The organism is Amycolatopsis sp. NBC_01286 (genome assembly GCF_035982555.1).
Taxonomy (GTDB): Bacteria; Actinomycetota; Actinomycetes; order Mycobacteriales; family Pseudonocardiaceae; genus Amycolatopsis.
This window is the reverse complement of sequence record NZ_CP108428.1, coordinates 7,684,966-7,697,241: the sequence shown is the minus strand read 5'-3', so window position 1 is coordinate 7,697,241 and position 12,276 is coordinate 7,684,966. Positions and strand designations below refer to the sequence as shown.

Below are 12,276 nucleotides of genomic sequence, written 5' to 3'. Positions count from 1 at the left end.
GCGCGGGGTCGATGCCGCGCCGGTTACCGTCACCTCATGGCGCGCCGGGTCATGTACCTCCAGCTCAAGACGGGTTACGACACCGATCGCGGCCCGTCGTGGATTGCGTGGGTCCGGTTCTCCAAGACCTGGCAGACGGCCTACGTCCACGGCCGCACCCTGCGGCGCTGGTGGGGCCTGTCCTCCGCCAACTTCGTCGACGTCGACAGCGGCGAAGAGTTCTGGCTGTCCGGGCCGAAGCGCGATCGGACCGACGGTCGCTACGGCCCCGGCTCGCCGGCGGTCGACGCTGACGCAGCCGGTCCGTACGAGGCGTTCCTCGGTGGGGTGCCGCTGCCGGGCCGGGAGCGCGGCTGAAACTTGCCGAATCGGCAGGTTTGCAGATTCGGCAAGTTTCTGTACCTTGGAGTCATGGACCTCGACACCGGCGGCCTCCGTGAGCGCAAGAAGCAGGAGACGCGCGTCGCGCTGAGCTGGGCGGCCATCCGGCTCACCGTCGAACGGGGGCTGGACAACGTCCGGGTCGAGGACATCGCCGCCGCGGCCGGAGTGTCCACCCGGACCTTCAGCAACTACTTCGGCAGCAAGGGCGAGGCCATCGCGGCCCGGCAGTACGACCGGTCGCGGGCCATCGCGGCCGCGCTGCGCGAGCGGCCGGCCGGGGAGCCGCTCTGGGAGGCCGTCACCCACGCCGTGCTGACCGGGTTCGCGCTCGGCGAGCAAGGGCAGGGGCGCGCGCCGGACCAGGCGTGGATCGAGGGCGTCCGGCTGATGGTCGCCGAGCCCGCGCTGCAGGGCGAGATGCACAAGGCGGTGACCGCGGGGGAGGCCGAGTTCGCCCTCGCCGTCGCCGAACGCACCGGCACCGACGCCGCCACGGACGTCTACCCGCAGCTGGTGGCGGCCGTGGTCGGGGCCGCGCACCACGTCGTGATCCAGCAGTGGCTCGGTACCGACCCGCCGCCGTCGATGGAAGCCCTGCTGCGGGACGTGTTCGGCCGGCTCGCCGCCGGCCTGCCCGAACCGCGCTGACCTATCGCACCACTGGGGCGCCCGGCACCCGCCGGGCGAGTTCGTCATGCCCTTTTCCGCTCCAGCACAAGGAGTTCCGCCATGGAAGACGTCGTCATCGCCGGAGCCGGACCGAACGGCCTCATGCTCGCCTGCGAGCTGGCCCTGGCCGGAGTCCACCCGATCGTCCTCGAGGCGCTGCCCGAACCGAGCCCGACGCCCCGCGCGAACGGGCTCGTCGGCCAGGTCGTGCGCCTGCTCGACCGCCGCGGCCTGCACGAGCGGCTGGCCGGCCCGATCGGCCCGCCCGTGCCCGCCTTCGTGTTCGGCGCCCTGCGGCTCGACCTCACCCTCACCGAACCCAACCCGCTGAACATCCTCCCCGTCCCGCAGCGGCGGATCGAAGCAGCACTCGGTGAGCGCGCGGCCGAACTCGGCGTCGAGATCCGCCGAGGCCACGCCTTGACCGGCCTGACGCAGGACGACGAGCAGGTCACCGTCGAGATCGCCGGCCCGGACGGGCCCTACGCGCTGACCGCGCGGTACGTCGTCGGCGCGGACGGCGGCAAGAGCGTCACCCGCAAGCTCGCCGGGATCGGGTTCCCCGGCGTCACCGACGATCGCACGATCTCCTACAGCGCGAGCGCCACCGTGCCCGCCGACCTGATCGACGCCGCGACCGGTGGCCTGCGCGTGCCGGGTCACGGCGTGATCCCGCCGCTGTTCCACTACCGCACCGAACACGGGCTCTTCGTCTACGCGCCGCTGGCCGCGGGCACGGGCGTCACCGCCATCGAGTGGGGCGACGACGCCGAGGACGACGAGGACCGCCCGGTGACCCTCGACGAGGTGCGCGCGAGCGTCCACCGGGTTCTCGGCTTCGACCTGCCGATCGGCCCGCCCGACGGCGACGGCCCGCACCTGCTGCGCCGGCTGAAGGGCCGCAACACCCGGCTCGCCGACCGGTTCCGCGCCGGTCGTGTACTGCTGGTCGGCGACGCGGCGCACGTCCACTCCGCGATCGGCGGGCCCGGCCTCAACCTCGGTCTGCAGGACGCGGTCAACCTCGGCTGGAAGCTCGCCGCCGAGATCGGCGGCCGGGCGCCGGCCGGGCTGCTCGACACCTACGAGGCCGAACGCCGCCCGGTCGCGGAGCGGGTCGTCATGCACTCCCAGGCCCAGTCGGCGCTGATCGCGCCGGGCAGTGACGTCACGGCGCTGCGGGAGCTGTTCGGCGAGCTGCTGCGGCAGCCGAGCACCGTGCAGCACATCGCGGACCTGATGTCCGGCGCCGACATCCGCTACGAGCCGGGCACCGCCCACCCGCTCGACGGCCGCTGGGCCCCGGATCTGGTGCTGGCCAACGGGATCCGCCTCGCCGAGCTGACCAGGACGGCCCGGCCGCTGCTGCTCGACCTGACCCCGCCGGCCTCGCTCGGTGACGAGGTGACCGGCTGGGCCGGCCGCGTCGACGTCGTCACCGGGAAGGCCGGCCAGGAGGCGACCGCGATGCTGATCCGGCCCGACGGGTACGTCGCCTGGGCGACGAGCGCGACGGATCCCGACGACACCGATCGGAAGGCCCTTCGGGCGGCTTTGGAGCGGTGGTTCGGCAGCCCGGTTGACATGTAGGATATCTCCTACGTATTGTCGGGCGCATGCCGGTCAACGACGACGTCTTCGCCGCACTGGCCAGCCCCGCCCGGCGGGAGGTGCTGCGGCTGCTGCTCGACGGCCCGATGGCCGCGGGCGCGATCGCCGAGCGGTTCGAGATGGCCCGGCCCAGCCTCTCGGAACACCTGCGGGTGCTCCGGGAGGCCGGACTGGTCGACGAACAGCGCCACGGCCGCAACCGCGTCTACCGGCTGGAAGCGGCCCCGCTCGAAGAGGTCGCGGACTGGCTCACCCCGTACGAACGCTTCTGGCGCGGCAAACTCGCCAACCTGCGTGACCTGCTCGACCGGGAAGAGGACCTGTGACCGACGACGACCCGACCGCGATCCACGTCGACCAGTTCCTGGCCCACCCGGCCCGCAAGGTGTGGCGCGCGCTCACCGAACCGGACCTGCTCGAACGCTGGATCAGCATGCCCAACGACATCAAACCCGTGGTGGGGCACCGGTTCCAGCTGCTGGCCGAGCCGGTGCCCGCGGCCGGGTTCGCCGGCGGGCCGGTGGCCTGCGAGGTGCTCGAAGTCGAGCCCGAGCGCAAGCTCAGCATCCGCTGGGGTCCGCAGTGGACGGTCACCTGGCGCCTCGAACCCGAAGGCACCGGCACCCGGCTCTTCCTCAGCCACGAGGGGTTCGACCCCGACGACGAGTTCCAGCGGATGTCCCGGCGGATCATGGGCGGCGGCTGGCGCTCCCACGTGCCGCGGGCCCTGGCCCGGCTGCTGGACACGCTGACCGACGAGGCCCAGCTACCATCGGGTGGTGACCCCCGCCGCCGCTGATCCCACCGAGTCGAAGCCGCTGCGAGCCGACGCCCGGCGCAACCGGGCCCGCGTGCTGGAAGCCGCCGAGAGCGTCTTCGCCACCAAGGGCACCGGGGCACCCACCGAAGAGGTCGCGCGCGCCGCGGGGGTCGGCATCGGCACCGTCTTCCGGCACTTCCCGACGAAGGAAGCCCTCCTCGAAGCGGTGCTCTACGCGCGGTTGCAGCGGTTCGTCGACGAGGCCGAATCCGTCGTCGAGGCGGAGTCCGGCGACCCGGGTGGCGCGTTCTTCGCGTTCCTGACCAGCTGGATCGAGATGTCGAGCGCCAAGAACGCCTACTTCGAGGCGCTCACCGCGGCCGGCGTCACCGTGCCGAAGACGGAGTCCGACATCGGCGCGCGGCTGATCGAGTCGCTCGGCGTGCTGCTCTCGCGGGCACAGGGTGTCGGCGCGGTCCGCGACGACCTCGTCGTCGGCGAGCTGATCACGGTGATCATCGGCACCGCGCGGGCCGCCGAGTACGCCGGCCCGGACGCGCGCCTGCGCGACCGGGCCGTGGCGATCCTCTTCGACGGCCTCCGCCCCCGCGCGTCAGCGGGGGAGCGCGGCTGAGCCGATCGGCTCCAGCGTGGGCCGCTTCGCGGTCATCGTGTCCCCGGACGACTCACCGCGCAGCCGGCGCCGCACCCACGGCACGGCGTGCTCTTGGGCCCACCGAAGGTTCCGGCTGCGGCGCTCGGTGGGGCTGAGCACCTCACGCGGGCCCAGCACGGCCGCGGTGAGCGGGTGCGTCACGCCGAGGGCGTCCAGCACCGCGATGGCGACCTCGGTGTGGCCGAAAGCGTTGAGGTGCAAGCGATCCGGCGCCCAGCGCCGCCGGTCGCGCAGCTGCCGCATGCCCCACATGTCCACCAGCAGCGCGTCGTGGCGGGCCGCGATACCGCGGACGTGCTCGTTGTAGATCGCGACCCGGCCGCGGATCGTGCGGAACAGCGGGTCCTCGACGCCGTCGACCCCGGTGAACAGCACCAGCCGGGCCCCGGTCGCGCGAATCCGGGCGACGGCGGTCTCGTAGGCGTCCATCAGCGCGTCGATGTCGACCTTGGGCCGCATCAGGTCGTTGCCGCCCGCGTAGAGCGTTACGACGTCGGGCGCCATGGCCAGGGCCGGCTCGAGCTGCTCGGCGAGCACCTGCCCCATCAGCTTGCCGCGGATGGCGAGGTTGGCGTACCGGAAGCCCGGCTCGTGGGCCGCGAGCTCCTCGGCGGTGCGATCGGCCCAGCCGCGCACACCGTTGGGAGCGGCCGGATCGTCGTCTCCGACGCCTTCGGTGAACGAGTCCCCCAGTGCTACTAAGCGCTTGCTCATGAGATCCAGTCTAGGCAGCGACGCCGATCACCCGGAGACCCGGTTCCGCCCTTCGCGGAATCCCTGACTCCGCTCCCGCATGGACCGGTCGCTCGGCCGGACCCCGCTCGGCCTCGACGTCTCCGAAGGCATGCTGCGGTACGCGGCGGACCGGCTGCCGGTGGCGCGCGGTGGCGCCTGCACGCTCCCGATCGCGCGCGGTGACGCCGCCGTTCGCCGACGGGTCGCTGCCCGCCGTCGTGGCCGTCATGGTGCACACCGACATGCCCGCCTACCCGGCGGTGCTGCGCGAGGTCGCCCGCGTCCTGGCGCCCGGTGTCGTGTTCGTGCACGTCGGCGTGCACCCGTGCTTCTGTGGCGGGTTCGCCGACCGCTCCGACGAACGCGCCGTCGTGATCCGGCCCGGCTACCGGGAGGCCGGCTGGACGACGACGTCGTGGACCGACCAGGGGCTGCGCGACAAGGTCCGCGCCGCACACCTGTCGCTGCCCGAGCTGCTGCACGCGGTGCTCGGCGCGGGCCTGACGTTCGAGCGGTTCGCCGAGGGCGGCGAACCCAGCCTGATGGTGCTCGCCTGGCGGGCGCGGAACTAGGCCGTGAGCTGCCGGGCGCGGTGGTCGGCGACGTGGACGCGGGTCGCGCAGCGGGTCGAGCAGAAGCGGCGGCGGCCGTTGCGCGAGGTGTCGACGTACGCCGTTTCGCAGCCGTCGCGGCCGCAGATGCCGAGCCGGTCCGGCGCTTCGCAGACCAGGTGGGCCAAGCCGCCGGAGGTGTAGGCGCGGACGCGGCCGACCGGGCCGGCGTCCTCCTCGGAGTAGTGCAGGTGGGGCGGCTTGCCGTCGTGGCTGGTGATGTACGGCCGGCACGCCGACTCCGTGAGCAGCGCGTTGACGAGGTCGACGCGCTCGGCCGGCGTCGCGGCGAACACCGGCCGCAGCCGGGCCGCCCAGGCGCCGATGCGCGCGGCCTCGTCGCCGGTCAGCGCGGCGATGGACATGCCGTTGCCGGCCATCGCGTCGAACAGCTCGCTCGCCGAACTCGCGTTGACCAGGCCGGCGGCGACTTGTGCGGCCGGTCCGCCGTAAGGGTTGAAGTGCACTGAGTCATTACAGCACGATCGAATCATGGACACCACCCGCTGCCCCCGCTGCGGCTGGCCGCTCGCCGAACTGCCCGCGGCCCAGCCCGTTTCCCACCGGCTCGAGTACGTGCGCTGCGTCTGCGGCAGCTGGCTCGCGCGCCTCGACGGCGAAGTCGTCGGCGCGACGAGAGGGCAGCTGACCCGGTGAGTCAGAGGTCGAGCACGCCCGCCGCGTTGTCGTCCCACTGGTCGACCCGGCGGATGTACTCGTACAGCGCGCGGCTGCCGCGCACCCACCGGCCCTGGTCGGCGATCGCGAGGTCGTCGGCCCCGGCCCGGCGGGCCTCCGTGGCGAACCCGGACCGCAGGGAGTGCCCGGTCACCGGGTACGGCAGCCCGGCGCGGACACCGGCCCGGGTGAGGATCTGGTTGACGCCGGTCGTGCTCAGCGCCGGCACGCCGACGTTGCCGTGCCGGTCGACCCGGCGGAACGCGGGCCCGTCGCCGATCCCGGCGCCCGAGCGCCACGCGTGCCACGCCCGGACCGGATCGGTGTCCGGGCTCTCCCGCCGCGGCACGACCATGTCACCGGTGCTCTTGCCGTGCCGCACGGTGATCGCCAGGCCCCGGTCGTCGACCGGCTCGACGTCGGTGACCAGCAGGTTCGCCAGATCCGAGCACCGCGCGGCGATCGGGAACCCGATCAGCAGCATCGCCCGGTCGCGCGCGCCGGCGAGGGTGTCCGGGCAGGCCCGCGACATCGCCCGCAGGTCGGGGAGGGTGACCATGGTGGCCTTGCCGCGGCCGAGCTTGACGCCTTCGCGCGCGAGCCGCTGCCGGTAGCCCTTCAACGCGCGCCAGGCCGCCCGGCTCGCCTCGGTGTCGATGACGACCTTGTGGTGCCGCAGCCCGGCGAGCGCGCCGGTGAGCCGCCGTTCGATCGTCGACGGCGCCGCCGGGGCGGCCCGCTCCGGCACCTCGGGCACGACACGTTCGTCCGGGCGCAGCGTGCGTCCGCGTTCGAGCCACACGACGAACCCGGTCAGCGCGCCGATCGACGCCGACAGCGGCGGGATCCCGGTCTCGGCGGTGTAGTCCTGCCACACCTGCCAGTCCTGCGCGTAGGCCTTGAGCGTGTTGGGCGGCCGTTGCCCGTCGACGTGCCGCGTGGCGGCCTCGTCCAGCAGCGCGAGCCGGTCTTCCGGGCTCGCGGCGGCCAGGGCCGCGTCGGTCACCGGTTCCAGGTCGCCAGGCACCCGCCGAGGTTACGGGATGTCGATCTCCGCGGACCGGAGCCCGCGCGGGTCGTCGTGCCATGATCCTGCCGTGACGCACTACCTGCTCAGCATCTACCAGCCCGACGGCCCGACCCCGCCGCCGGACGTGCTCGCCGGGGTCACCGGGAAGCTCGACGCGCTCAACGCCGACCTCAAGACCGCCGGGGCCTGGGTGTTCGCCGGGGGACTGCACCCGCCGTCGAGCGCCACCGTGGTGCGGGCCGGGGAGCCACTTCGCACCGACGGGCCCTTCGCCGAAGGCCGCGAACACCTCGGCGGGTTCACCATCATCACCGCGCCCGACCTCGACGCCGCCCTGGCGTGGGGCCGCCGGCTCGCCGACGCCGTCGCGCCGCTGCCGGTCGAGGTGCGGCCCTTCGCCGACGGCACATGAGCGTCGAACGCGTCTTCGCCGCCGAGTACGGGCGAGCGGTGTCCGTGCTGGTGCGGGTCTTCGGGAACATCGACATCGCCGAGGAAGCCGTCCAGGACGCGTTCGCCGAGGCCGTCCGGCGGTGGCCGGAGTCCGGGCAGCCGCCCAGCCCGGCCGGCTGGATCATCACCACCGCCCGCAACCGGGCCGTCGACCGGCTGCGCCGCGAGTCCGCGCGCGAAGACAAACACGCCCAGGCCGCGCTGCTGCATGCCGAGACCGAGTCCGTCGAGGAGGGCGCCGTGCCCGACGACCGGCTCCGGCTGATCTTCACCTGCTGCCACCCCGCGCTGGCCCCCACCGCCCAGGTCGCGCTCACCCTGCGGCTGCTCGGCGGCCTGACCACCGCCGAGATCGCGAGCGCGTTCCTGGTCGGCGAGGCCACGATGGCCCAGCGCATCGTCCGCGCGAAGAACAAGATCCGAGACGCCGGCATCCCGTACCGCGTCCCCCAGGACACCGACCTGCCCGACCGGCTGGCGGCGGTGCTGGCCGTGCTTTACCTGATCTTCACCGAGGGCTACACCGCCAGCGCCGGCGCCGACCTGGTCCGCGAAGACCTGTGCCGTGAGGCGATCCGCCTCACCCGGGTCCTCACCGGCCTGCTGCCGGACGAACCCGAGGTCTGGGGCCTGCTCGCGCTGATGCTGATCGTCGACTCCCGGCGCGGCGCCCGCACCACCGCCGACGGCGACCTCGTCCTCCTGGCCGATCAGGACCGCGCCCGGTGGGACGCGGGCCTGATCGCCGAGGGCCAGGAGATCGTCCGCCGCTGCTTGCGGCGGAACCAGCCGGGCCCGTACCAGATCCAGGCGGCGATCAACGCCGTCCACAGCGACGCCCCCACCGACTGGGCGCAGGTCAAGCAGCTCTACGACCAGCTCCTCGTGCTCACCCCGACCCCGGTGGTGGCGCTGAACCGGGCGATCGCCGTCGCCGAGGTCGAGGGGCCCGCCGCCGGGCTCGTCCTGGTCGAAGACCTCGACCTCGGCGGATTCCCGCTCTACCACGCGATCCGCGCGGACCTGCTCGAGCGCCTCGGGCGCCGGCAGGACGCGGTCACGGCGTACACGACGGCGATCGAGCTGACTCACAACGCCGCTGAAAGAACGTTGCTGGAACGGAAACTCGCCGTGTGCGGCTAGCGTGTCACCAGCTCCAGCCGCGTTCGGCCGGCGGCGTCCAGACGTTCGCCTTCTGCAGGTACGGGAAGACCTCGCCCATCAGCCGGATCTGCTCGGCGTCGTACATCACCGGCAGGAACATGAACCCGCGGACGCCGGTCTCGTGGTGCAGGTCCAGCAACTGCTCGGCGACCGTCTCCGGCGAGCCGACCAGCACCTTGCTGCCGCACGCGAGACCGATCGTGCGGGCGATGTCGTCGAACTCGCCCTCGTAGTTCTCCTGGTAGGTCTCGCTGCCGCCCATCAGTTCCGTCGCGATGTCGCGGGCGGCGCCCATGTCGAGCGAGTCGCGGACCCACTCGAACTTCTCCTGCGCCTCGGCGTCGGTCCGGCCGAGCAGCACGCCGACCGCGCCGGCCATGTTGACGTCCAGCGGCGACCGCCCGGCCGCCTCGGTGCGCTCGGCGAGCGAGTCGACGGTCTTGCGGACCTTCGAGTAGTCGTCGGGCAGCGGGGTGAACGCGAAGTCGCAGGTGCCCGCGATCAGCTCCTGCCCGGCCGCCGAGACGCCGGCGTTGAACAGGCACGGCCACGGCTGCTGCTCGATGTGCGGGCCGATCAGGCTGCCGCGCAGGTCGTGGTACTCGCCGTGGAACTCGACGTGCTCACCGCGCGCGGCCCACAGCGTCTTGACCGCTTCGACGGCTTCGGTGGTGATCTTGTAGCGCAGGTCGTGGTCGGTGTCGGTGGGCGCGCCGAGGAGCTCGGCCTCCGGCGTCTTCCAGCCGGGCACGATGTTCCAGCCCCAGCGGCCGCCGCTGAGCGCGTCCAGGTTGGCGCCGAGGCGGGCGATGACGCCGGGGGAGAGGTAGCGGGTGTGCATGGTGGTGACGACGCCGATGTGCTGCGTCGCGGCCATCACGACGGGTGCGTAGATCGGCGCCGAGATGTGCGGCTGCGCGTGCCCGATGCGTGCGCTGTTCTCGCCGTGGGTGATGTAGCCGTCGGCGAAGAAGACGTAGTCCATGCCGATGTCCTCGACCCGGCGGGCCAGGTCCATCTGCGTGGCGGGGTCGAGGGCGTCCGGGTTGCGGTCGGCGACCGCCTTGGACGTCGCGGTGGGGGTCGGCGAGCTGAGCCACATGAAGCCGAATCGCAGCTGCCCGTCGGGGAGGCGGTCCTTCGTGGTGCCACGGGACATGCGCATCTCCTATCGGATAGTCGTTCTTCTTTCAGGTCAACGGGAAACGCCGAAATCACTTGGCGTGTTCGAGATCCGCGCGCAGGTATTCGGCGGTGTAGGACTTCTTGTCCTTCAAGAGCTTCTCCGGTGTGCCTTCGAACAGCACGCGGCCACCGTGGCGGCCGGCCTCCGGGCCCAGGTCGATCACCCAGTCCGCGTGCTTGACGACGTCGAGGTCGTGCTCGATCACCACGACCGTGTTGCCGCCGTCCACCAAGCGGTCGAGCAGGTCCAGCAGGTGCCCGATGTCGGCCATGTGCAGGCCGGTGGTCGGTTCGTCGAACAGGTAGACGTTGCCGGTCTCGCGCAGCCGGTGCGCGAGCTTGACCCGCTGCCGTTCACCGCCGGACAACGTCGAGAGCGGCTGGCCCAGCGTCAGGTACGACAGCCCGACCTCGGTCAGCAGTTCCAGCTTCTTCGTGATCGGCTCTTCGGTGAAGTAGCCGAGGGCTTCCTCGACGGTCAGCGCGAGCACGTCGACGATGTTCTTGCCCCGCAACGTCTTGTCCAGCACCTCGGGGCGGTAGCGGCGACCGTCGCACGCTTCGCAGACGGTCGTCACCGGGTCCATGTAGGCCAGGTCGGTCTCGATGACCCCGCGGCCCTTGCACTCCGGGCAGCCGCCCTCGGAGTTGAAGCTGAACAGCCCCGGCTGCGCGTTGTTGGCCTCGGCGAACAGCTTGCGGATCACGTCCATGACGTCGAGGTAGGTCGCCGGCGTCGACCGCGTCGAAACCCCGATGGCCGACTGGTCGATCATCACCGCGTCCGGGTGCTGCCGGCGGAACGAGCCCGAGATCAGCGTGCTCTTGCCCGAGCCCGCCACGCCGGTCACCACGGTGAGGACGCCGGTGGGGACGTCGACCGACACGTCGTGCAGGTTGTGCAGGTCGGCCTTCTCGATCGGCAGCTGCCCGGTCGGCTCGCGGAAGCCCTCCTTGAGCCCCGGGATGTGCGTCAGGCACTTGCCGGTGAGCGTCGAGGAGCGGCGCAGCTGCTTGACTGTGCCCTCGAACACGACCTCACCGCCGTGCGTGCCGGCGCCGGGGCCCATGTCGACGACGTGGTCGGCGATGTCGATGACGTCGCGGTCGTGCTCGACGACCAGCACCGTGTTGCCCTTGTCCCGCAGCGCGCACAGCAGCTCGTTGAGCCGGTGCACGTCGCGGGGGTGCAGCCCGACGCTCGGCTCGTCGAAGACGTAGGTGAGGTCGGTGAGGCTGCTGCCCAGGTGCTTGACCGTCTTGAGCCGCTGGCCCTCACCGCCCGAGAGCGTCGAGGTCTCCCGGTCGAGGCTGAGGTAACCCAGCCCGATCGACTCGACGCGTTCCAGTGCCGCGAGCGCGCCCGCGAGCACCGACTTCGCCGCCGGGACGTCGATCGCCTTCAGCTCGGCGATCAGCTCGCTGACCTCCAGCGCGCAGTGGTCGGCGATGTTCTTGCCGTTGATCTTCGACGCCAGCGCGGCCTGGTTCAGCCGGCCGCCCTTGCAGACGGCGCACGGGCCGGCCGCGACGATCTTCTCCACCTCGCGGCGGTCACGCTCCTTGAGCGTGTCGAGGCCGTTCTTGAGGTACCGGCGGTCGAGCTTGACGACGACACCTTCGTACTCGTTCGAGTAGTTCTGCCGTTTGCCCGAGCGGTCCACCCGGAAGCCACCGCCGTGCAGCAGCAGCTCCCATTCCTTCTTCGTGAACTTCTTCAGCGGTTTGTCCGGATCGAACAGTCCGGACTGCGCGTAGAGCTGCCACATGTAGGTGCCGATCGCGAACAGCGGGGAGTCCAGCGCGCCCTCGTTGAGCGTCTTGTCGCGGTCGATCAGCAGGTCCAGGTCCAGCTTGGTGGTCTTGCCCAGGCCCTGGCACTCCTCGCACATGCCCTGCGGGTCGTTGAACGAGTACAGGTTCGACGACCCCGCGCTCGGCTTCCCGTAGCGGGAGAACAGCACACGCAGCATCGCGTGGATCTCGCTCATCGTGCCGACCGTGGAGCGGGCGTTGCCGCCGATCGGCTTCTGGTCCACCACGATCGCCGTCGACAGGTTCGACATCCGTTCCGCGCGCGGGCGTTCGTGCTTGGGCAGCCGGTTGCGGATGAACCAGCTGAAGGTCTCGCTGAGCTGGCGCTGGGACTCGACCGCGATCGTGTCGAACACGATCGACGATTTCCCCGAGCCCGATACGCCGGTGAACACGGTGATCTCGCCCTTGGGGATGCAGAGCGAGACGTTCTTCAGGTTGTTCTCACACGCACCTTCGAGCACGATGTGGCCGCCGGTGCGGCGGGTCTGCCGGTTCGCCATGA

Annotated in this window: 15 protein-coding genes; 10 read left to right on the top strand and 5 right to left on the bottom strand. The window is 71.9% G+C overall.

Features of this window, described 5'->3' with window-relative positions; genetic code table 11:
- Window positions 1-36: 36 nt before the first annotated feature.
- From OG570_RS35790 to OG570_RS35765, 6 genes are all read left to right on the top strand, one after another.
- Window positions 37-357, top strand: a complete 321-nt coding sequence (locus tag OG570_RS35790; protein ID WP_326949587.1) for a hypothetical protein — start codon at window positions 37-39, stop codon at window positions 355-357.
- Window positions 358-411: 54 nt separating this feature from the next.
- Window positions 412-1,032, top strand: a complete 621-nt coding sequence (locus OG570_RS35785) for an acyl-CoA-like ligand-binding transcription factor (protein ID WP_326953318.1) — start codon at window positions 412-414, stop codon at window positions 1,030-1,032.
- Window positions 1,033-1,113: 81 nt separating this feature from the next.
- Window positions 1,114-2,643 carry an FAD-dependent monooxygenase gene (locus OG570_RS35780; RefSeq protein WP_326953317.1) on the top strand — a complete coding sequence of 510 codons (1,530 nt, stop codon included), beginning with the start codon at window positions 1,114-1,116 and terminating at the stop codon, window positions 2,641-2,643.
- A 26-nt stretch (window positions 2,644-2,669) separates the two neighbouring features.
- A complete protein-coding gene (locus OG570_RS35775) occupies window positions 2,670-2,990 on the top strand; it encodes a metalloregulator ArsR/SmtB family transcription factor (protein WP_326953316.1) in 321 nt (106 codons plus the stop codon).
- On the top strand, window positions 2,987-3,463 hold the full coding sequence (locus OG570_RS35770; RefSeq protein ID WP_326949590.1) for an SRPBCC family protein: 477 nt from the start codon (window positions 2,987-2,989) through the stop codon (window positions 3,461-3,463). The genes OG570_RS35775 and OG570_RS35770 overlap by 4 nt, the downstream gene beginning before the upstream one ends.
- On the top strand, window positions 3,444-4,058 hold the full coding sequence (locus OG570_RS35765) for a TetR/AcrR family transcriptional regulator (protein WP_326953315.1): 615 nt from the start codon (window positions 3,444-3,446) through the stop codon (window positions 4,056-4,058). Before OG570_RS35770 ends, OG570_RS35765 begins: the two co-directional genes overlap by 20 nt.
- Here OG570_RS35765 and OG570_RS35760 read toward each other — a convergent pair.
- Window positions 4,038-4,814: an SGNH/GDSL hydrolase family protein gene (locus tag OG570_RS35760; RefSeq protein WP_326953314.1), complete on the bottom strand. Its 777-nt coding sequence runs from the start codon at window positions 4,812-4,814 to the stop codon at window positions 4,038-4,040. The genes OG570_RS35765 and OG570_RS35760 overlap by 21 nt on opposite strands.
- 170 nt (window positions 4,815-4,984) lie before the next feature.
- Between OG570_RS35760 and OG570_RS35755 the strand changes: the two genes are divergently transcribed.
- Complete coding sequence (locus OG570_RS35755; protein WP_326953313.1) at window positions 4,985-5,407, top strand: class I SAM-dependent methyltransferase; 423 nt, start codon at window positions 4,985-4,987, stop codon at window positions 5,405-5,407.
- On the opposite strand, the gene OG570_RS35750 is transcribed toward OG570_RS35755, so the two are convergent.
- Window positions 5,404-5,913, bottom strand: a complete 510-nt coding sequence (locus tag OG570_RS35750; protein WP_326953312.1) for a CGNR zinc finger domain-containing protein — start codon at window positions 5,911-5,913, stop codon at window positions 5,404-5,406. The genes OG570_RS35755 and OG570_RS35750 overlap by 4 nt on opposite strands.
- Before the next feature lie 25 nt (window positions 5,914-5,938).
- On the opposite strand from OG570_RS35750, the gene OG570_RS35745 reads away from it, so the two are divergent.
- Entirely contained in the window at window positions 5,939-6,103 is a 165-nt protein-coding gene (locus tag OG570_RS35745; protein WP_326949593.1) for a hypothetical protein, read from the top strand.
- A 1-nt stretch (window position 6,104) separates the two neighbouring features.
- On the opposite strand, the gene OG570_RS35740 is transcribed toward OG570_RS35745, so the two are convergent.
- Window positions 6,105-7,151 (bottom strand): site-specific integrase, encoded by a 1,047-nt coding sequence (locus tag OG570_RS35740; protein WP_247051762.1) that lies wholly within the window; start codon window positions 7,149-7,151, stop codon window positions 6,105-6,107.
- Between the two features lie 70 nt (window positions 7,152-7,221).
- Here OG570_RS35740 and OG570_RS35735 point away from each other — a divergent pair, with 70 nt between their 5' ends.
- Complete coding sequence (locus OG570_RS35735) at window positions 7,222-7,566, top strand: YciI family protein (protein ID WP_326953311.1); 345 nt, start codon at window positions 7,222-7,224, stop codon at window positions 7,564-7,566.
- Entirely contained in the window at window positions 7,563-8,750 is a 1,188-nt protein-coding gene (locus OG570_RS35730) for an RNA polymerase sigma factor (protein WP_326953310.1), read from the top strand. Before OG570_RS35735 ends, OG570_RS35730 begins: the two co-directional genes overlap by 4 nt.
- A 4-nt stretch (window positions 8,751-8,754) precedes the next feature.
- On the opposite strand, the gene OG570_RS35725 is transcribed toward OG570_RS35730, so the two are convergent.
- Both OG570_RS35725 and OG570_RS35720 read right to left on the bottom strand, forming a co-directional pair.
- Entirely contained in the window at window positions 8,755-9,930 is a 1,176-nt protein-coding gene (locus tag OG570_RS35725) for an LLM class flavin-dependent oxidoreductase (protein ID WP_326949596.1), read from the bottom strand.
- Window positions 9,931-9,985: 55 nt separating this feature from the next.
- Window positions 9,986-12,274, bottom strand: coding sequence for an excinuclease ABC subunit UvrA (locus tag OG570_RS35720; RefSeq protein ID WP_326953309.1), 2,289 nt, complete (start codon window positions 12,272-12,274; stop codon window positions 9,986-9,988).
- Window positions 12,275-12,276 lie beyond the last annotated feature (2 nt).